Origin of the sequence: Embleya hyalina, from assembly GCF_003967355.1 — a bacterium.
Lineage (GTDB): Bacteria > Actinomycetota > Actinomycetes > Streptomycetales > Streptomycetaceae > Embleya > Embleya hyalina.
In genome coordinates, this window is sequence record NZ_BIFH01000024.1 from 108,978 (window position 1) to 128,428 (window position 19,451).

At 71.6% G+C, this 19,451-nt stretch carries 16 protein-coding genes; 11 read left to right on the forward strand and 5 right to left on the reverse strand.

Features of this window, described 5'->3' with window-relative positions; translation table 11 throughout:
* Window positions 1–68 precede the first annotated feature (68 nt).
* From EMA17_RS25540 to EMA17_RS25550, 3 genes are all read left to right on the forward strand, one after another.
* Entirely contained in the window at window positions 69–923 is an 855-nt protein-coding gene (locus tag EMA17_RS25540) for an enoyl-CoA hydratase/isomerase family protein (protein WP_218043022.1), read from the forward strand.
* A gap of 50 nt (window positions 924–973) precedes the next feature.
* Window positions 974–1,999, forward strand: a complete 1,026-nt coding sequence (locus tag EMA17_RS25545) for a TIGR03617 family F420-dependent LLM class oxidoreductase (RefSeq protein WP_126639462.1) — start codon at window positions 974–976, stop codon at window positions 1,997–1,999.
* A 1,518-nt stretch (window positions 2,000–3,517) separates the two neighbouring features.
* A complete protein-coding gene (locus EMA17_RS25550; protein ID WP_126639463.1) occupies window positions 3,518–5,188 on the forward strand; it encodes an MFS transporter in 1,671 nt (556 codons plus the stop codon).
* A gap of 147 nt (window positions 5,189–5,335) precedes the next feature.
* Here EMA17_RS25550 and cysC read toward each other — a convergent pair whose 3' ends face one another.
* A complete protein-coding gene (gene cysC, locus EMA17_RS25555; RefSeq protein ID WP_126639464.1) occupies window positions 5,336–5,929 on the reverse strand; it encodes an adenylyl-sulfate kinase in 594 nt (197 codons plus the stop codon).
* A gap of 250 nt (window positions 5,930–6,179) precedes the next feature.
* Here cysC and EMA17_RS25560 point away from each other — a divergent pair, with 250 nt between their 5' ends.
* Together EMA17_RS25560 and EMA17_RS25565 are read left to right on the forward strand one after the other, a co-directional pair.
* The gene (locus EMA17_RS25560) at window positions 6,180–7,469 is read left to right on the forward strand and encodes a sulfotransferase family protein (RefSeq protein WP_126639465.1); all 1,290 of its coding nucleotides are present in this window, start codon (window positions 6,180–6,182) and stop codon (window positions 7,467–7,469) included.
* 52 nt (window positions 7,470–7,521) lie between these two features.
* A complete protein-coding gene (locus EMA17_RS25565) occupies window positions 7,522–8,688 on the forward strand; it encodes a DUF1214 domain-containing protein (protein ID WP_126639466.1) in 1,167 nt (388 codons plus the stop codon).
* 493 nt (window positions 8,689–9,181) lie between these two features.
* On the opposite strand, the gene EMA17_RS25570 is transcribed toward EMA17_RS25565, so the two are convergent.
* The 4 genes from EMA17_RS25570 to EMA17_RS25585 all read right to left on the reverse strand — a co-directional run bounded on the left by EMA17_RS25570 (window position 9,182) and on the right by EMA17_RS25585 (window position 12,700).
* Window positions 9,182–10,651 (reverse strand): MDR family MFS transporter, encoded by a 1,470-nt coding sequence (locus EMA17_RS25570; RefSeq protein WP_126639467.1) that lies wholly within the window; start codon window positions 10,649–10,651, stop codon window positions 9,182–9,184.
* A gap of 266 nt (window positions 10,652–10,917) precedes the next feature.
* Window positions 10,918–11,241, reverse strand: coding sequence for a DUF2470 domain-containing protein (locus EMA17_RS25575; protein WP_126639468.1), 324 nt, complete (start codon window positions 11,239–11,241; stop codon window positions 10,918–10,920).
* Between the two features lie 47 nt (window positions 11,242–11,288).
* Window positions 11,289–11,927, reverse strand: a complete 639-nt coding sequence (locus EMA17_RS25580) for a neocarzinostatin apoprotein domain-containing protein (RefSeq protein WP_126639469.1) — start codon at window positions 11,925–11,927, stop codon at window positions 11,289–11,291.
* 56 nt (window positions 11,928–11,983) lie between these two features.
* On the reverse strand, window positions 11,984–12,700 hold the full coding sequence (locus tag EMA17_RS25585) for a neocarzinostatin apoprotein domain-containing protein (RefSeq protein ID WP_126639470.1): 717 nt from the start codon (window positions 12,698–12,700) through the stop codon (window positions 11,984–11,986).
* Between the two features lie 449 nt (window positions 12,701–13,149).
* Between EMA17_RS25585 and EMA17_RS25590 the strand changes: the two genes are divergently transcribed.
* The 6 genes from EMA17_RS25590 to EMA17_RS25615 all read left to right on the forward strand — a co-directional run bounded on the left by EMA17_RS25590 (window position 13,150) and on the right by EMA17_RS25615 (window position 19,431).
* Window positions 13,150–13,839, forward strand: a complete 690-nt coding sequence (locus EMA17_RS25590; protein WP_126639471.1) for a biliverdin-producing heme oxygenase — start codon at window positions 13,150–13,152, stop codon at window positions 13,837–13,839.
* 148 nt (window positions 13,840–13,987) lie between these two features.
* Window positions 13,988–14,971, forward strand: a complete 984-nt coding sequence (locus EMA17_RS25595; RefSeq protein ID WP_126639472.1) for an ABC transporter permease — start codon at window positions 13,988–13,990, stop codon at window positions 14,969–14,971.
* Entirely contained in the window at window positions 14,968–15,909 is a 942-nt protein-coding gene (locus tag EMA17_RS25600) for an ABC transporter permease (protein WP_160161548.1), read from the forward strand. Before EMA17_RS25595 ends, EMA17_RS25600 begins: the two co-directional genes overlap by 4 nt.
* Entirely contained in the window at window positions 15,906–17,489 is a 1,584-nt protein-coding gene (locus tag EMA17_RS25605; protein WP_126639474.1) for an ABC transporter substrate-binding protein, read from the forward strand. Before EMA17_RS25600 ends, EMA17_RS25605 begins: the two co-directional genes overlap by 4 nt.
* Window positions 17,489–18,457, forward strand: coding sequence for an ABC transporter ATP-binding protein (locus tag EMA17_RS25610; protein WP_246126888.1), 969 nt, complete (start codon window positions 17,489–17,491; stop codon window positions 18,455–18,457). Before EMA17_RS25605 ends, EMA17_RS25610 begins: the two co-directional genes overlap by 1 nt.
* Complete coding sequence (locus tag EMA17_RS25615; protein ID WP_126639475.1) at window positions 18,454–19,431, forward strand: oligopeptide/dipeptide ABC transporter ATP-binding protein; 978 nt, start codon at window positions 18,454–18,456, stop codon at window positions 19,429–19,431. Before EMA17_RS25610 ends, EMA17_RS25615 begins: the two co-directional genes overlap by 4 nt.
* Window positions 19,432–19,451 lie beyond the last annotated feature (20 nt).

The window sequence follows — 19,451 nt, forward strand, 5'->3', positions numbered from 1 at the left end:
TTTTTGTCGGGAATCGAATGCGCGAGGCATCACTTGATTTGGTCAAGGATTCCGCTTACCGTCCCAGGGTGATCAAGTTCGACATCCGCGACGGGGTCGCCGTCGTCACGTTGGATCGGCCCGACGAACTCAATGTGTTCTCCGGGGGCATGGGTTCGGCCCTGGGGGACGCATACGCGCGGTGTGACGCCGACGACGCGGTGCGCGCGGTGGTACTCACCGGCGCGGGGCGGGCGTTCTGCGCGGGCGCCGACATGTCGCCGGAGGCGGACAGCTTCGCGGGGCCGGGAGAAACAACGGCGCGGTCGCGGGAGTTCAGCGCGTCGCCGGTGCGGCCGGCCGCCTGGGAGGTGCGCAAGCCGGTGATCGCGGCGATCAACGGGCATGCGATCGGCATCGGGTTCACGCTGGCGATGCAGTGCGACATCCGGCTCGTGGCCGAGGACGCCAAGCTGGCGATTCCGCAGGTACGGCGCGGCATGGTCCCCGACGCCCAGTCGCACTGGACGGTACCGGCGGCCACGTCACGGGCGGTGGCCGCCGACATCCTGCTGACCGGGCGCACCTTCCGCGGTGCCGAGGCGGCCGTACTCGGCCTGGTGTCCCGGGCGTTGCCCGCCGACGAGGTACTGCCCGCCGCGCTGGAGATCGCGCACGACATCGCGACCAACGTGCACCCGGTATCGGCGGCGCTCACCAAACGACTGCTGTGGGCCGACGCCGGGCTCGACGAGGTCGAACGCCTGGAAACCGCCTACCACCGGGTGCTGATGGGCACCGACGACGCACGTGAGGGCCCGCGCGCGTGGTCCGAACGGCGCACCCCACGCTGGACCGGCACGGTCACCGGCGCGTGGGACGGTGTACTGGCGGCGGAATCGTCGCAGCGGCCGGCCCCCTCGGTACGACAGGAGCACCAGTGACCCCCTCTCCGCCGACACCGCGTCGCCTGACACCCCCTCAGCTCGATGTCATGGCAGCCGGTCTCACCCTCCGCGACATGCAACGTGCGGCGGCCGCCACCGAACACGCCGGGTTCGACGGCCTGTGGCTCACCGAGGGCGGTCGTACCGCGTACACCGCCGCGACGGCCGCGGCGCTGGCCACCGAGAACCTGACCGTCGGGACGGGCATCGCGGTCGCGTTCGCCCGCAGCCCGATGGTCACCGCGTCGGCGGCCTGGGAGTTGGCCGAGGCGACCGGCGGCCGGTTCGTCCTGGGCCTGGGCACCCAGGTGCGGCCGCACATCGAGCGGCGCTACTCGGCCGAGTTCGACCGGCCGGGCCCGCGACTGCGCGAGTACGTCGGCGCGCTGCGGGCGATCTGGGCGGCCTTCCGGGGCGAGGAACGGCTGCGATTCAAGGGTGACTTCTACCGGTTCACCCTGATGACGCCGGAATGGACGCCGGGCGGCTCGATCGCCGACCCGCCGATCTACCTGGCCGGGGTCAACCCGTGGATGTTGCGGATGATCGGCGAAGTGGCCGACGGCCTGCACGTCCACCCGCTGCACAGCGTGCGCTACATCGAGGAGGTGGTCCGCCCCGAACTGGCCGCCGGCGGCGCGGCCGACGACTTCGCGCTGGTCTGCCCGGTGATGACGGCCACCGGCGACACCGACGAGGAGATCGAGACCGAACGCGAGAAGTTGCGCCTGCGGTTGGCCTTCTACGGCTCGACCCCCGGCTACTCGAAGGTCTTCGAAACCCACGGCTGGAACGATCTCCAGCCCCGCCTCAACCGCCTCTTCGCCGCCAAGGACCGCACCGGCATGGCCGCCGCGATCCCGGACGAGGTCCTCGACACCCTCACGGTGAGCGCCCCGTGGGACGACCTGGCCGAGTCCCTGATGACCCGCTACCGAGGCGTGGCCACCCGGGTGGTGGCCTACTCGGCGGTGAGCAACTGGCGCGAATCCCCCGACGTGGTCGAGCGCTGGGCGGGCGTGGCGAGGGCGTTCCACGCACCGGGTCAGCGGAAGGGGACGCCTGCCGGCTGATCCGGGCGGGCGGCGGTGCGGGATTGCCGACGCCGTCACGGGGCGCCGGGATGGGGTCGGTTTGGTGATGTGGAGCGGCCTCTCCTCCGCTTCGCTGCGCTCCACAGTCCGGCCGGCGCGAGATGGCGATGGTGGGCGCGTCCGGTCCGGTGCCGGGGCGGTCGGGTCTCCGGGTCCCGGGCGTGGGTCGAGTGTCGGGGCGGAGTCTGGGCGCGACGGAGTGGATTGCGGCTCCGCTGCGCTCCACCGCCGGCCGGGATGGGGCGCCGAGGGGCGGGTCGCGGTCCCGCCGGGCACTTTCGCTCTCCGGCGGCTCAGCCATGACCCGGGATGCACGAAACCGGCACTCGGCACCCACTCCTGCCGCTTCGCGCGGCAAATCCGCAGGTCGCAGGAGATGAGGGGCCGGTCCTGGCTCTTCGGGATCCGGTGTGGTCCCTTACTGGGCACTTTCGGTTTCCGGCGGGCTTGGCCGTGGCCTGGGATGCACGAAACCGGCACTCGGCACCCACCCCTGCCGCTTCGCGCGGCGAATCCGCAGGTCGCGGAAGGCGAGCGACCGGTTCGGGGGCTTCGGGATCCGGTTGTGATTTCGCTGGGCGCTTTGGTTCTCGGTGCGGTCGGTTGGGCCCGGGATGCCTGAAATCGACACTCGGTGTGCTCATCTCAGCCGCCCCACCCCGCATAACCGAGGTCACGGAGACGCGAAGTCTCGAAAATGCGTACCGCCATCCGGGATCGGGGTCGGACCGTCGGGCTCCGCAAGCCGCCCGCCGTCCCCCGACCATCCACCGCAACGACTCGGGCCCGTTGGGGGAGCCTGCGCGGCGGACCCGACCGCACCCGACCCGTGTCCTCCACCCCAACCGCGCCCGGAAACCGCATGCCCGCCGCCCCCGATCCCTGGCCGATCCACTCGACCCTGACCACCTCGCCCTGGCCGGGCGGTGGAGCGCGGCGGAGCCCTCATTCCCCGCTTTCGCCCCCGACGGAGCGAAGCGGAGGAGAAACCTCGCCATCTCTTCGAATCGCCCCCGCCCACCCCACCACCCACACCACCCCGACCCGGACAGGCGGTGGAGCGCGGCGGAGCCGCAACGCACTGCACCGCCGCCGCTACGACCCGGCTCGACTCCCCACCCGTGTTCGGAAGCCCCACGGCCGGTCGCCGACCCCGGCCCGCCCCCACCCCGGCGCCCCCGGATTGCCGGCAGTCACCCGCTATCCCTCGATCCACCCCGACATTGAACTGACGGTCCGTCAGGGAATTTCCCGGCCAAAGTGGAACCAAAGCCTCATTCGCCCCGCCTCCACCCTTCCCCGCATCCCCGCGTCGTGCTAAACACTGTCAAACAGTTTGGCCGGTGAGCACCGATCCGGTTGGCGATGTCCACGAGACATGCCGACCTCGTCGCGACCGAGTGGCGTTTTGCCCCGCATATTCCGTACAAAACCGGGCGTGTCGCCCTAGTGACACGTGTCCGGTGCGCGTCCCTGCACAGAACGGAAAGTACCGGTATGTCTGCGACCGTTGAAGTATCCGCGAAGCCGCCGGAGCCCGGATCCGACCCGTCCTCGGTCGACACCGGTCGGCTGGAAGGGGTCTCCAAGGGCCGGGTGTTCGCCGTCCTGGCCGTCGTGGTGATGTTCTCCGAGGTCGTACCGCTCCAGTACGCGATGATCTCCTCGGCCGTGCCGGAGATCGCCCCGTCGTTCCGGTCCGTCGGCGAGAGCATTTCGTGGATGGTGGTGATCCTGGGCCTCGTCGGCGGCGCGGTCAGCCCGCTGATCGGCAAGCTTTCCGATGTCTACGGGAAGAAGCGGCTGCTGCTCGCGACCAGCGTGTCGTTCCTGGTCGGGTCGTTGATCTGCGCGGTGACCGGTTCCTGGCCGCTGTTCCTGGTCGGCCGGGCGCTTCAGGCGGTCGCCTTCGGCATGACCGCCGTGGTGTACGGGCTGATTCGTGACCTGATGCCGCGCAAGTTCATCCCGGTCGCGATCGGTGTCTCGGCCACCGGGCTCGGATTGTCCGCCGCGCTCGCGCCGGTCGTCGGCGGGCTGCTCACCGAGCACTACTCCTGGCGCTCGTTGTTCTGGTTCCTGGTCGTGTACATGGTCGTGCTGATCCCGCTGCTGATCATCGTGGTGCCCGAATCCAAGCTGCGGGTGCCGCAGAAGGTGGACTACGTCGGCGGCGTCATCCTCGGTGTCGGGCTCGCGCTGATCCTGCTGTACATCAGCCAGGGGGAGGCCTGGGGCTGGGGCAAGCCCTCGGCGTTCGGGTACGCGCTCGCCGGCGTGGCCGTGATCGGGCTGTGGGTGCTGTGGGAGAAGCGGGTGGAGAACCCGATCATCGACCTGAAGCTGCTCACCGCGCCGCGTGTGGCCCTGGTGCTCGGGATCGCGTTCCTGGCCAACATGATCATCGGCATCCAGAACTACCTGACCAGCTACATGGGCCTGACCCCGGACAACGTCAAGCAGAGCACGCTCGACAAGTACGGCGACGGCGCCGTCCAGGGCGCCAAGGCCATGGGCGCGCCCGAGGCGATGTGGGCCGGTATCGCCGACCAGGTCAAGGCGGCGGTGTCGTTCAACGACTCGCTCGACTACGCGCTCGGCTTCACCCTCCTCGGTCTCGCCCTGCACGTGTTGATCTGGCAGTCGATGTCCAGCATGATCGCGGGCCCGCTGGCCGGCCTCTGGGGGCAGCGCAGCGGGTTGCGGATGCCGATGATCGTGGGCGTCACGACCCTCACCCTGGCCGGCTTCATGTACGTGTTCATGCACGACTCGTGGCAGCTCATGCTGATCTGCGGCGTGGTCTACGGCATCGGCTTCGGGATGTACTACGCCGCCGCGCCGAACCTGATCATCGAGGCCGTGCCGCAGGAGCAGCAGGGCATCTCGTCCAGCATGCTGGTCGTCGCCCAGTCCTTCGGCGCCTCGGTCGGCGTCGCGCTGCTGTCGCCGATCTTCACCAACAACCGCCTGCGGATCACCGGTCCGGCGCCGAGCGGCCAGGGCCTGGCCACCCAGGACGCCTGCGATCCGCGCGGCTGCACCTACACCACGGACGCCTTCACCACCGGCTTCTGGATCCTGATCGTGTGCGGTCTGCTGGCGCTGGTGATCGCGCTGGTCATGCGGCACGGCCGCAAGCCCGCCACGGGCGGCCTGCTCCACTAGGCCCGGTCCGGCCGCTCGCGCGAGCGGCCGCGCACCGCCGATCGCACACCCGCTCGTGGTGTGTGACGCGGCGTCAGGACCCGTGGATCCGAGGGGGATTCACGGGCCTGACGCCGCGTCGGCGCTCCCCGTCGGCGATCCCGCCGACTACCCCTCGCCCAGCATCGTCTCCAGCAGCGCCAGCAGCCGCTCCGCCTGCTGCTCCGGGTCGCCGTCCGCCGGGGTGAGGCGCAACTCCGGCCTCTCCGGCGCCTCGTACGGGGCGGAGATGCCGGTGAAGTCGCCGATTTCCCCGCGCCGGGCCTTCGCGTACAGGCCCTTCGGGTCGCGGCGTTCGCACTCCTCGATCGGCGTGTCGACGAACACCTCCAGGAACGGCAGACCGTCCCGGGCGTGCAGGGCGCGGACCCGGTCGCGGTCGGCGCGGTACGGGCTGATCACCGGGACGATCGCGACCACGCCCGCGTCGGCGAACAGCCTGGCCACCTCGCCCACCCGGCGGATGTTCTCGGTCCGGTCCGCGGCGCCGAAGCCCAGGTCGCCGTTCAGGCCGAGCCGCACGTTGTCGCCGTCCAGGCGATACGTGGTGACCCCGCGCTCGACCAGCAGCCGTTCGGCGATCACCGCGACCGTCGACTTGCCCGAACCCGACAGGCCGGTGAACCAGACCGTCGCCCCGAGCGACGGGCGCTGCTCGCGTGTCACTCCGCCCTCGTGCCAGACCACGTTGCGCTCGCTCACGACTCTCCATCCACCCGTTCGCATCGATCCGAGGATTCGTACCGTACGGGGCGACCCGGCGCGACCCGGCCCCGGGCCGGCACCCGGACGCCGAAAAGCCGGACGGCGCATCTGACGCCTCTTCAGATTTACCTTCACAAAGAGCTAACCTGCGCCCGGGGCCGAGCCACACCCGCCCGGACCCGAGACGTGAGACCCAAGACGCGAGTCGCGAGCCGCGAGACCCGAACGTGAGGGAGGCCGACCGGCCATGGCCTGGACACCACCACAACGCGCCGCCTGGACCGAGACCCTGGCGGCCGGCGCCATCCCGCCGCTCACCGACGACCTCGACCGCCCGTTCGACGCCGACACCCTCCTCGGCGAGGCCCGGGCCCGGGCCGGCGACGCGGCGGACCCGGCCGGTGGCCCGGAGACCGCCGACCTCGCCCTCGCCGACACCGACCCGGTCTTTCGCGAGGGCCTGGACCGCCTCCTCCACTCCCTCGAACACGAGGCCGACCTGGACCGGGTCGGCCGCTGGTGGGCGTACACCTGGGTGAATCGGCTCCTGGACGTCCGGCTCCGGATCGCCCGCTACGTCCGCGACGACCCGGGCGTGCGCGACGAGCGGATCGAGCGCCCGATCTTCGTCACCGGCGGCCCCCGCACCGGCACCTCGATCCTGCACGCGCTGCTCGCCCGCGATCCGGCCAACCGGGTGCCCACCACCTGGGAGTTCCTGCGTCCCGTTCCGCCGCCGGAGCCCGCCACGCGCGACACCGACCCGCGCATCGGACTCGCCGAGCGGGAGATTCGCTTCGTCACCGCGGCCGTTCCGGCGATGGACGCGATCCACGAGAAGAGCGGCACGCTGCCCAAGGAGTGCATCAGCGCGCACGCGCTCGCGTTCCGTTCCGAGGACTTCACCGGGCAGTTCGCGATCCCGTCGTACGCCGCGTGGCTGGCCGACTGCGACATGCGGCCCGCGTACGCCTATCACCGGCTGGTCCTGCAGATCCTGCAGCGACGTACGCCGGGGGCGACCCGCTGGGTGCTCAAGTCGCCCGCGCACCTGCTGACCCTGGACGCGCTGGTCGACGTGTATCCCGACGCGCGCCTGGCGGTGACCCACCGTGATCCGCTCACCGTGCTGGCCTCGCTGAGCAGCCTGATCGCCACCATCCACCACGCGTACGGGAATCGTTCCGACATCCGGGACGTCGCGCGGACCCAGAGCGACCTGTGGTGCACCGCCTATGCCCGGCTCACCGCGTTTCGCGACGCGGGCCGGGTCGCCGAATCCGACTGGCACGACTCGACCTACGCGGACTTCATGCGCGATCCGATCGCGGTGGTACGGGAGTTGTACGCCGGGTTCGGGCTGGAATTCGGTGCGGAGGCGGAGGGGCGGATGCGTGCGTATCTGGCCGCGCGCCCGCAGGGGCGGCACGGGCGGCACGCCTACACGTTCGACGACCTCGGTCTGGATCGGGAGGACGTACGATCTCGACTGACGGACTATCAGAAGCGGTTCCGGGTTCCGACGGAAGAGATCTGACGTGCAACTGGACCCGAACGACCGTCCCCGGCCGGATACTTCCGCATCCGACGTGGTCGACGGCAGCGCCTGGCGCGCCTATTGCGAGCGGATGGCCGCGCTGGGCGATCGTATTCTCGAGGCCGACTTCCCGGGCGCGACCGACGCCGATCGGGCCGAGGGCATCCGGCACCTGGCCAATCAGGTCGCCTGCTGGCTGACCTACCAACTCGCCGCGACCGACCCGGAGAACCCGGCGTTCTTCACCCACAACGACCTGGCCTACCGCTGGGGCGGCCCGAACGTGGACCAGAACGCGCGTCGTGCGCCGATCGCCGGGGACGGCGTGTACCGGCTCACCGTGACCATGAACGCGTGCGAGAAGTTCGTGCTCCAGGTCAAGCCGGGGGACATGCACGCAGGGCGCACCGAGGTGTTGGCGGAGACCTCCTCCGCCGCGCTGGGCGTGGGGCCGGGCGATACGGTCGAGATCGTGCTGAGTGCCGACCGGCAGCCCGGCAACTGGATCGAACTCACGCCGGACGCGCGGGTGTTGCATGTGCGCGACTACTACTTCGACTGGACGCCGGAACAACCCGCGATGCTCGCTCTGGAACGCCTGGACACCCAGGGGCGACCGGCCGAGCGGGTCACCCCGGAGCGGGTCGCGGGCATGCTGGCCGGCGCGGCGACCTCGGTGGAGAACTCGATCGAGGTCTGGAACGACTGGGTTCGGGCGACGGGTGATCGGCAGCCGGTGAACACGTTCAGCACGCCCTCGACGGTGGCGGGTGGGGTCAAGGAGGTCGTCTACGGCTTCGCGCGGGTGCGGTTGACGGATGATCAGGTCCTGGTGGTGGAGACCGATCCCCGGGTTTCCGGGCAGTGGGACCTGCAGCTGTACAGCCCCGGCTGGTTCGAATCGCTCGACTTCGCCAACCGGCAGACCTCGCTGAACCACGTGCAGGCCGAGCACGATCCGGACGGGTGGATCCGGGTCGTGATCGGGGCGGTGGATCCGGGCGTGCCGAACTGGCTGGACACCGAGGGGCGGGCGGAGGTCTTCGCCACGCACCGGTGGCTCGACCCGTACGCGCAGCCGGGAGTCCGGGCGGTGGTGGTTCCGCACGAGTCGGTGCGGGAGTACTTGCACCCGGACACGCGCACGGTCGGGGCCGGGGAGCGGCACCAGTCCTTGCGGAGGCGCGCGGAGCACGTGGCGTGGCGGTTCCGGGCCTGAGCCCGGCCCCGGCGGCGGCCCGGGACGGGCGTCCTCGAACGCCGGACGGGCCGGGATCGGCCGCGTTCGGTGCCTCCGGTTGCGGCCCGTTGCGCCTGCGGCGGGCGTCCTCAAACGCCGGACGGGCTGTATGGATGCGGTTCCGTTTGGGGTGTGTGTTTCGTATCGGGTGGGTTGGGGTTGGTCGCGTTCGGTGCCTCCGGTTGCGGCCCGTTGCGCCTGCGGCGGGCGTCCTCAAACGCCGGACGGGCTGGATGGGTGCGGTTTCGTTTGAGGTGTGTGTTTCCTATTGGGTGGTTGGGGTTGGTCGCGTTCGGTGGGCCTGGTCGCGGTTCGTTGCGCTTGTGATGGGCGTCCTCAAACGCCGGACGGGCTGGATGGGTGCGGTTTCGTTTGAGGTGTGTGTTTCGTATCGGGTGGGTTGGGGTTGGTTCGTTGCGCCTGCGGCCGGTGTTCTCAGGCGTCGGACGGGCCGCGATGGTGCGGCGTCGTCTCAGACCTTGGCGGGTTCCGTCGACGGGTTCGTGGGTGTCGGCGTGACCTCGGTCTTCTTGCGGAGCGTGGAGGCCGCGTCGCCGTCGCGGATGGTCAGGGCGGCGACGGCGCCCAGGACTGCCAGGGCCGCGGCGACCAGGAAGGCCACGTGGTAGGCGTGCAGGTTCGGGCTCGGCGCGCCACCTCCGCCGGTGGTCATCGTGCCGATGCCGGCCAGGACGCTGGCCAGGAGGGCTACGCCCAGGGCCGAGCCGAGTTGGCGCTGCACGTTGAAGATCGTCGAGGCGCGGCCGTTGTCCGCCAGCGCGGTCCGCGCGAACGCCGCCGCCTGCATCGGGATCATCACGTGCGCCATCGAGGCGCCGGTGCAGAACATCAGCACCACGATCAGTACGGCCGCGGTGTCCCCGTCGACCAGCGCGAGCAACGCCGCACACGCGCCGATCCCGAGCAGCCCGCCCGCCATCAGCCGGCGCGGGCCGATCACCGGGTACAGGCGCGAGACCCATTGGGTGGCGATCACCACGCCGAACGCCTCCGGGAAGGTGAGCAGGCCGGTCTCCAGCGCGGACTTCCCGAACGCCTGCTGCTGCATCAGCGGGAAGACGTACAGCACGCCCAGGAACGCCGCCGAGTTGACCATCGACACCACGTTGGTGCTGACGAACAGCCGGTCCCGGAGCAGCCTCAGGTGCAGCATCGGCTCCTCGACCCGCAGCTCGACGAAGACCATCGCCACGCACAGGATCAGACCCGCGATCCCGGTGGACAGGATGATCGGCGAGCCCCAGCCCTTGGTCGCGCCCTCGCTCAGCGCGTACATCAGCAGTGCGAAGCCGGCCCCGGAGAGCACGAAGCCGGGCAGGTCGAAGCGGCCCGCCTTGGGGTTGCGGTACTCCTCCAGGAACATCAGGCCGAACACGAATGCGGCCACGCCCACCGGCAGGTTGATGTAGAAGACCCAGTGCCAGGACACCTTGTCCACGAGCAGGCCGCCGAGCACGGGGCCGAGCGCCGGGGCCAGCGCGGTGGGCACCATCAGGATGCGCGAGGCGCGGACCCGCTCCTCGGGCGGGAAGACCCGGAACATCATCGCCATGCCGACCGGCGTCAGCATGCCGCCGCCCGCGCCCTGGAGGATGCGGAAGAGCACCAGCTGGTCGATGCTCTGCGCCAGGCCGCACAGGGCGGACGCGCCGGTGAACAGGGCCAGCGCGATCAGGAAGATGCGCTTGGTACCGAACCGGTCGCCCAGCCACCCGGACGCGGGGATGAACACCGCGAGGCTGACCAGGTAGCCGACGGCGACCGTGGCCAGCGCCGCCTGGGACGCGCCGAGGTCCTTGCCGATGGCGGGCAGCGCGACGTTGATGATGGTGACGTCGAGGATGTTGACGAACATCGCGGAGACGAAGACGGCGCCGACCACGACCTTCTGGCTGAGACGTGACGCGGATATGGGCGGCATACGGGTGGGGCCTTCAATCGGGAGGCGCGAACTTATACTGAGCGAAGCTCAGTATATCTTTTCGTACGTGTGTAGCCGACAGGTTATTTGCGGCGTGCCCGCGTTCCCGGCCCCCCATGCGCCGGACACCACAACGCCGACGGTCCGGGAGACCTTCCTCCCGGGCCGTCGGCGTGACGTGTGTTACGTGATGCGTGTTGCGTGGTCTTGCGGGTGGTCGTCCTACAGGTGGTCGGGCCGCTCGGCCCGCCGGTTCCCGCTCGTGCTCAGTGCTCGCCCTCGCCCCGCGGCGGCAGGCCCAGGGCCTCACACGCCGCGTTGTACTGCGCGACGACCTCGATCCGGACGTCTCGGCGCTCGGTGATCGAGCGGCTCCACGGCACCCGGATCTCGACCGGCGCCCCGGCCACGATCGCCGAGTAGTAGGCCGCGTCGCCGTCCAGGCCGGTCATCGTCGCCGAGGTGGCCTCCGGCCGGCCGCCCAGACCGCGCGAGATCAGCAGGCAGTCGTCGGGGTGGTCGTCGTTCATGTGCTTGCAGACGGCGGTGATCGCGTCCGCTCCGAACGGGTTGACGCTCGCCTCGCTCATGCGGGTTCGCCTCCGGCGGTAAGCGGTGGGGTGGGGGTGGTGGGTGGTCAGCCGGACACGGAGTCGCGGCGCCGACGCGACGCGAACACCGCGCCCACGCCGACCACCAGCATGCCCGCGCCCACGTAGCCGAGCTGCGTGCTCGACGCGCCCGTCTTCGGCAGCTGCGGCTGACCGGCCTCGTTGGTGGTGCCGGTCTGCGGCGGGGTGCCGGTCGGGGCCTTGGCGGCGGGCGCGCCGGCCGCGCCGGCGAAGGACACCGGGAGCCACACGTCCTGGTCGCGGTTGGCGAGGTCGGTGTGGTCGTTGAAGGTGGCCACGAAGCACGCCGTGGTGGCGCAGTCGACCTTCGCCTTGTCCTTGCTCTCGAAGCTCTGCGTGGGCTTGAGCTTGACCGTGAACGTGCCGTCCGGGCCGACCTGCGGGACGTAGCCCGCGTTGCCGTACTGGGTCGGCACGCCGCCGGCCGGCTTGGCCACGGTCTGCGCGACGTACACGCCCTTGCCCGGCTTGTAGCCCTTGCCGGTGACGGTGATCTCCTCGCCGCCGGCGGCCAGGCCGGTCGACTTGGACAGGGTGATCGTCGGCGCGTCGGCGGCCGAGGCCGGAGCGCTCGCGAACGCGGTGAGGCCGAGGCCGGCGATCGTGGTCGCGGCGACGGCCGCGGCCGTACGGGACTTGTGCATGTGTACTCCGAACGAAGACTGGCGGGTGAGGGAGGTGCGGGAGCGGGGCCGGCGGATCAGGCGCTCGGGCGGCGGCGCTTGACCACGACGCCGGCGACGACCAGGACCACCACGACGCCGGCGACCACGCCGATGATCAGGCCGGTGTTGCCGCCGTCGTCATCGTCGTCCTTCTCCGCGGCCGAGGTCTTCGCCGGGGCGGAGGCGGCTGCCCCCGGTGCGCCGGCGGAGGCCGAGGGCTGCGCCGCGCCGCCCGCGCCCGGGGCGCCGGCCTGCGGTGCGGCGGTGGCCGGACCCGGCGTGGCCGGCAGGCCCGCGACCTCGCCCTCGAAGCCGATCGGCAGGTAGACCTCCTGGGTCCGGTCCTTGCCGTTGGCCGAGTTCGAGGTGGCGATCGCGCATCGTGTCTTCAGGCAGTCGACCGCGCCGAACTTGGCGGCCACCTTGATGTCGGTGCTGAACGAGCCGGTCGCGTCCGCCTCGGTGGGGCCGGCGAACGAGCCCATGTCGCACGCGCGGCCCGCGCCCTGGGCGGGGTCGCAGGGGAGGATGAACAGCCGTACGCCCGGCGTGAAGCCCTTGCCGACCAGCTTGACCACGTCGCCCGCCGGGTTCAGGCCGGTGGTCTTGACCGCGCTCAAGGTGGCCTTGCCCGCCGCCGGGGTACCGGTCGCGTGTGCCGGGCCCGCGAGGCCGAGGACCAGCCAGGCGAGAAGGAGGGTCGCGGTGGCGGCGACGGCGCCGCCGAGGCGTCCGGTGCGGGCTGGGCTCACGTTGTTTCCTCTGGGCCGACCGTACGCTTGCGTACGGAATGATTGGAGGTGAGGCTATCCTAAGACCGGGTCGGGTCGCCGGAAGGTTCGGGGGTGGCTCCGAGCCGCGTTCGAACGCGTTCCGGTGGGCCCTGTAGGCGCGTTGCCATGTTCCTCCCGGGTCGCCTCCGGGTTTCCCCCGGCCCGTCGACCCGTCGAATGTGACCCCGCCGACAACGTGCCGACAAGTTGTCGGTAACTTATTGACGACACCGTACGGCGCCGCACAGACTGCGGGGGCCGGCGGAAACGGGCGAAGAACCGATTCCCCGCAGATGCTTTGTCATGGGCTTCGCCATGGCCGAAGCGCCGACTCCGCACGGGCAATGGCGCCCGATCCTCCACAGTTCGCACCGTCCGCACCCATACGTGCGTGTCCGGTAGATCTTGTCGCACCTAGGGGAAACCTCATGACCACGACCGAGACCGCCGAAACCGCCGGTGCCACCCCGACCTTCGCCGAGACGCTGCGCAAGCGCTCGTGGGCCTTCCACCAGGAGGCCGAGGGCTCGGGCTTCCTGGAGGCCCTGATGAAGGGCGAACTGACCCGCGACGCCTACACCGCGATGGTGGCCCAGCACTACTGGGCCTACGTGGTGCTCGACGACGCCGCGGACACCATGCGCGAGCACCCGATCGGCGCCCCGTTCGCGGACGCGCGCCTGGACCGCCGGGCGATCCTGGAGGCCGACATGCTGTTCCTGGCCGGCGAGGGCTGGCAGGAGCGGTGGCCCGCCAACGAGGCGACCCGGCGCTACGCCGCCCGGATGCGGGAGAAGTGCTACGACTGGGCCGGCGGCTTCGTCGCCCACCACTACACCCGCTACCTCGGCGACATGTCCGGCGGCCAGTTCATCGCCAAGCAGATGCGCAAGCACTACGACCTGCCCGGCACGCGGGGCAGCGACTTCTACGTCTTCGACGGGCTGGGCGACCTGACCGCCTGGAAGGACGCGTACCGCGCGGCGATGAACGACGCCCCGTGGGACGAGGCCGAGCAGGAGCTGGTGATCCAGGAGGTGCTGTTCGCGTACGACATCAACAGCGCCGTACTGCGCGAGCTGGGCCGGGACCTGGACCGCTACCGCAAGGCCGCCTGACCCGGACGCGGCCCTTCGGACACCGGCCGGGACACCGCTCCCGGCACCGTCCCGAACCCGCCGCTCCGGACACACCGCACGACCCGGGGGCCCACCGTCCGATGCGCCGTCCGACAATGGATGGCGCATCGGATCGGCAGGGGGAGCAATGACGAACTACCTGGCACGGCGCGTCCTGGGCGTCGTGGTGGTGATGTTCGCCGTCCTGACCGGCCTGTTCCTGCTGCTGCACGCCTCCCCGGTCAGCCCGGTCAACCAGCTCGCGCCGCAGGTCGCGGCCGATCCCGCGGCCCGGGCCGCGGTCGAGCACCGGATGGGTCTGGACCGGCCGCTGGTGACCCAGTACCTCGACTACGTCGGCGACGCGCTGCGCGGCGACCTCGGCACCTCGCTCTACGACGGCACCTCGGTCGCCGACCAGATCGGCCGGGCGCTGCCCGTGTCGCTCGAACTGGGGCTGATCGCCTCGGTGTTCGCGGTGATCCCCGCCGCCGTCCTGGGCGCGTGGTCGGTCCTGCGCCGGGGCGGGGCGATCGACCACGGCACCCGCGTGCTGACCGTGCTCGCGATGTCCCTGCCCGGCTATTGGCTCGCCGTGGTCGCCCTCGTGGTGGTCGGCGACAGCCATCCCGAGCTGCTGCCCAACGCCGGCGGCTTCGTCACCTTCGGCGAGGATCCCGCGGCCAACCTCCAGGTGCTCGTGCTGCCCGCGATCGTGCTCGGCCTGGCCACCTTCGCGATGCTCACCCGCTCGCTGCGCGGCGGCCTCGCCGACGCGATGGCCTCCGACCACGCGATGTTCGCCCGCGCGATGGGCGGCTCGCGGCTGCTCACGCTGCGCCGGGTGGCGCTGCGCGGGGCACTGGTGCCGACGCTGACCGTGGCCGGCGTACTGATCGGCGGCCTGCTCTCGGGCACCGTGCTGATCGAGAACGTGTTCCAGATCCCCGGGATCGGCCAGCTCATGGTCACCGCCTTCCAGCGGCAGGACTATCCGCTCGCGCTCGGCGCGTGCGTCGCGACCTCGGCGATCTTCCTGCTGCTGAACCTGGTGGTCGACCTGCTCTACCCGCTCGTCGACCCGCGCACCGCCGCGGGCGTGACCGGCGACCTCGCGGGGCGGACCGCGTGAGGGCCCGGACAAGGCCGCCGCACCCGGGCGTGGCCGGGTGGATCGGCGTGGTCTGCGTACTGCTCTATCTCCTGGTCGCCACCGTCGGCCGGCTTCAGGGCGATCCCGCCGCGCTGGTCGCCCCCGGACCCGAGGCGCCCTCGCTCGGACACCCCTTCGGCACCGACCACCTGGGCCGCGACCTGCTGGCCCGGACCGCCGAGGGCGCCTGGACCTCGCTGCTGATCTGCCTGTCCTCGATCGGCTTCGCGATCGTGGTCGGGGTGCCGCTGGGCGTGCTGGCCGGGCGCCGGCACGGCGGCCGGCTCGACGGGCTGCTGATGCGCGCGGTGGAAACCCTCCAGGCGCTGCCGCAGTTCGTCTTCGTGATGTTCCTGATCGGTCTGATGGGCACGGCCGACATGCACTTCGGGCCGCTCACCGTGGGCAACGGGGCCCGGGTCGCGTTCGCCATCGGCCTCGGCTTCGTGCCCTACTTCGCCCGGGTCGCGCGCGCCGCGACCGTGGTGGAGATGCAGGAGGACTACGTGGCCAACCTGCGCGGCCTGGGCGTGCCGGAGCGGGAGATCCTCTTCCGCGAGGTGCTGGTCAACGTCTGGCCGCCGGTGCTCGGGCAGGCCTGTCTGGCGATGGCCATCGCGGTCTTCGCCGAGGGGGGCCTGAGCTTCCTGGGTCTGGGCGTGGCCCCGCCGCATGCCACCCTGGGCAATCTGATCGCCGACGCGGGCGGGCAGATCATCGGCGGCGACTGGTGGTACGCCACGCTGCCCGGCACGGTCCTGGTGCTCGGCATCCTGGGCTTCAACCTGCTCGGCGACACGGTCGGCGGCCGATCGGGCCGCCGCGCGCGACCTGCCCCGGGCGTCCGGCGCGTCCCGGGCCGGCGACCGAGTCCGTCCGTCCCGACCCCCACCCCCAACCCCAAGGAGACCCAGTGACCCCGGTGCGCAGAGTCGGCCTGAACCGTCGAGGCTTTCTCGGCCTCGCGGCGCTCGCGGCGGCCGGCGGCACCGGCGTGCTCACCGCGTGTTCCGGCTCCTCGGGCGACAAGCGGGTGGCCGATCGGCACAAGGACGGCATCCTGCGGATCGGCGTCGCCTCCGCGCCGAGCAGCCTCAATCCGCTCGACTCCGGCTCGGAGATCACCCGCTGGATCGCCGAGCCGATCATGGAGAGCCTGTACCGCTACGACGCCGGCCTCGCCTCGGTGCCGCTGCTCGCCGACGGCGAACCGCTGATCAGCGAGGACGGGCTGGCCTGGACCATCCGGCTGCGCCAGGGCGTGCTCTGGCACAACGGCACGCCGTTCACCGCCGACGACGTGGTGGCCACCCTCGCGCACATGCTCGACCTGTCGGCCGGCAGCGAGTGGATCACCTACATGCTCGGCTACCTCTCCCGGTTCGAGAAGGTCGACGAGCACACCGTGCGGATCGTGCTCGGCAAGCCGTACGGCCTGCTGCGTTCGCATCTGACCAACCTGCCGATCACCCACCGGGACTTCGTGGCCCGCAAGGACACGATGATGGGCACCGGCCCGTACCGGCTCGACACCTTCGTGGCCGGCCAGAGCTTCACCCTCTCCCGGTTCGACCGCTACCACGGCGGCCAGTACCCGGCCGGCTCCGCGCCCGCGTTCGCCGGCATGCAGTACACCGTCTTCACCGACGCCAACACGCGCGTGCTGAGCCTGCGTCAGGGCAAGGTCGACCTGATCACCGCGCCGTCCTTCGCCACCTTCGACACCATCCGCAAGGACCGCTCGCTCGCGCTGGTGCTCACCGAGGCGCCGCTGGACGTGCTCAGTTACGTGATGATGCGCAAGGAGCCGTTCAGCGACCCGGACTTCCGCAAGGCGGTCGCGCTGTCGATGGACCGCCAGGGCGTGTTGCAGCGGGTGTACGGCGGCGAGGGCACCATCGGACAGGGCCCGATCGGGCCCGCCGAACTCGGCTGGGACGCCGGGCTCACCCCGTTCGCGCCCGCGCCCGACCTCGCCCGGGCCCGCGAACTGCTGGCCCGGGCCAAGACCGGCAAGCGCTCGTTCACCGTGACCATCGGTACCAACCAGGGCATCCGCGATGTCGCCCAGGTGCTGGTCGCCGGCTGGAAGCAGGTCGGACTCGACGTGACCATCGAGCAGTTGGCCGGCGGTCCCTGGTCGAACAAGTGGCTCTCGCGCGACTACGACATGCTGATGAACACCTTCTCCTCCGGGTTCACCTCCGGCCCGGCGAACTACCTCACGCTCGCCCCCGCCGGGTCCACCAACGTGCTCTCCTGCGGCTACGCCAACCCCGAGGTGGACCGGCTGATCGACACCGTCTGGCAGACCTCGAACGACGCCGAGCGGGCGGCCGCGCTGTCCCGGGTGAACCGGCTGCTCGCCGAGGACGCGGTGATCACCCCGCCGGTCCACCCCAAGCTCGCGCTGGCCCAGCGCGCCGAGTTGTCCCCGCTCGACCCCACGATGTTGCGGATCAGCCGGCTCGACCCGCAGCACCTGCGGTTCGTGTGATGGCGGATCCGACCGCGGGCGCGGTGCCGCTGTTGCGGGTGCGCGACCTCGACGTCACCTATCCCGGCCCGGTGCCCGCGGTGCGCGGGGTCTCCTTCGACGTCGCGCCGGGCGAGATCCTGGGCCTGGTCGGCGAGTCGGGCAGCGGCAAGAGCAGCGTGTGCACCGCGCTGACGGGCCTGCTGCCGGCCGGTGCGCACCGCCGCGCCGACGCCATCGAGTTCGAGGGCACCGACCTGGCCGCGCTGCGCGAGCGCGACCTGCGCCGGGTGCGCGGCCGGCGGCTCGCGTTCGTGCCGCAACAACCGATGACCTCGCTGGCGCCGACCACCCCCGTCGTGCGCCAACTGCGCTGGTACCTGGGCGATCGGCTGACCGACGTCGAGGTCCGCGAGACGCTGACCGGCATCGGCCTGGGCCCGGTCCTGGACCGGCCGCGCGACCTGCCCGGCAGCTTCTCCGGCGGGCAACTCCAGCGGGTGGTGATCGCCATCGCGGCGCTCGCGCACGAACCCGCGCTGCTGCTCGCCGACGAGCCCACCACCACGCTGGACGCGACCGTGCAGGCCCAGGTGTTGCGGCTGCTGCTGACCCTGCGGGACAAACTCGGACTGGCCATGGTCTACGTCTCGCACGACCTCGCGGTGGTGTCCACGATCTGTGACCGGGTCGGGGTGATGTACGGCGGCCGACTGGTGGAGATTGCCCCCGTGCGGGAGTTGTTCGCCGCGCCGCGACACCTGTACACCCGGGCGCTGCTCGCCGCGATGCCCGCGACCACGCCGGCGGATCGGCCGCTGCGCGCGATCGAGGGCACCGCCGAGGGGGCGAACCTGCTGCCGGGCTGCCCGTTCGCGCCGCGCTGCCCGCAGGTGCTGCCGGTCTGCCGGGAGCGCATGCCCGAGCCCACCGCACACGGGCCGGGCACGGTGCGCTGCCACCTCGCGAGTGAGCGGGTCGGGGCATGAGCGCGCTGCTCGACGTACGGGGGCTGACCCGTCGGTTCACCCTGCCGCGACCGTTCGGCCGGCGGACCGCGCCGCGGGTGGTGCACGCGGTCGAGGACGTCTCGTTCGAGGTCGCGGCCGGCGAGGTGTTGGCCGTGGTCGGCGAGTCCGGGTGCGGCAAGACCACCGTCGCCCGGGTGCTCGCGGGCCTGGACACCGCGACCTCGGGCACCGTCGCACTGGCCGGCCGCGAGCTGACCGGCGGCCGAACCCCCGCCGATCAGCGGCTGATCCAGCTCGTCACGCAGAACCCGCGGGCCGCGTTCAACCGCCGCCGTACCCTGCGGCACGCCCTCGACCAGCCGCTGCGGGTGCACGGCCTGGGCGCCGGCCGCGCCGAACGGGACGCGCTGGTGGCCGAGATGGTCGAGCGGGTCGGCCTGTCGACGGAGCACCTGGACCGCCTCCCCGGCGAACTCAGCGGCGGCGAACTGGCCCGCCTGGTGCTCGCCCGCGCGCTGCTCGTGCGCCCGCGCGTGCTGGTCCTGGACGAGCCCACCGCGAGCCTGGACGCGAGTGTCAAGGCGACCGTGGTCGACCTGCTGCTGCGGCTGCGCGCCGAGTCGGACCTGGCGATCGTGGTGATCACCCACGAGATCGACATCGCCCGCCGGCTCGCCGACCGGGCCGCGGTGATGTACCTGGGGCGCGTCGTCGAGCTGGGGCCGGCCGCCTCGGTCCTGGCCCGGCCGCGCCACCCGTATCCGCGCCTGCTGCTCGCGAGCGTGCCGGTGCCGGACCCCGAGCGGATCGGCCCGGCGAGCGCGGCGGACTTCGGCGCGGGCGCGATCGGCGAGGTGCCCTCGGCGCTGGACCCGCCGTCGGGCTGCGCGTTCCATCCGCGGTGTGCCCTGGCGACCGAGGTGTGCGCCGAGCGGCGGCCGGCGCGGGAGGTCCTGGACGACGTCGAGGTCGCCTGCCACCACCCCGGCTGAGGTCGGAGCCGGCCCGGGCC

Excerpts from the sequence above, each read along its gene's own strand:
- EMA17_RS25545 (WP_126639462.1), top strand. The coding sequence starts at position 974 with ATGGCAGCCGGTCTCACCCTCCGCGACATGCAACGTGCGGCGGCCGCC.
- EMA17_RS25550 (WP_126639463.1), top strand. The coding sequence starts at position 3,518 with ATGTCTGCGACCGTTGAAGTATCCGCGAAGCCGCCGGAGCCCGGATCC.
- EMA17_RS25560 (WP_126639465.1), top strand. The coding sequence starts at position 6,180 with ATGGCCTGGACACCACCACAACGCGCCGCCTGGACCGAGACCCTGGCG.
- EMA17_RS25570 (WP_126639467.1), bottom strand. The coding sequence starts at position 10,651 with ATGCCGCCCATATCCGCGTCACGTCTCAGCCAGAAGGTCGTGGTCGGC.
- EMA17_RS25575 (WP_126639468.1), bottom strand. The coding sequence starts at position 11,241 with ATGAGCGAGGCGAGCGTCAACCCGTTCGGAGCGGACGCGATCACCGCC.
- EMA17_RS25580 (WP_126639469.1), bottom strand. The coding sequence starts at position 11,927 with ATGCACAAGTCCCGTACGGCCGCGGCCGTCGCCGCGACCACGATCGCC.
- EMA17_RS25590 (WP_126639471.1), top strand. The coding sequence starts at position 13,150 with ATGACCACGACCGAGACCGCCGAAACCGCCGGTGCCACCCCGACCTTC.
- EMA17_RS25595 (WP_126639472.1), top strand. The coding sequence starts at position 13,988 with ATGACGAACTACCTGGCACGGCGCGTCCTGGGCGTCGTGGTGGTGATG.
- EMA17_RS25610 (WP_246126888.1), top strand. The coding sequence starts at position 17,489 with ATGGCGGATCCGACCGCGGGCGCGGTGCCGCTGTTGCGGGTGCGCGAC.
- EMA17_RS25615 (WP_126639475.1), top strand. The coding sequence starts at position 18,454 with ATGAGCGCGCTGCTCGACGTACGGGGGCTGACCCGTCGGTTCACCCTG.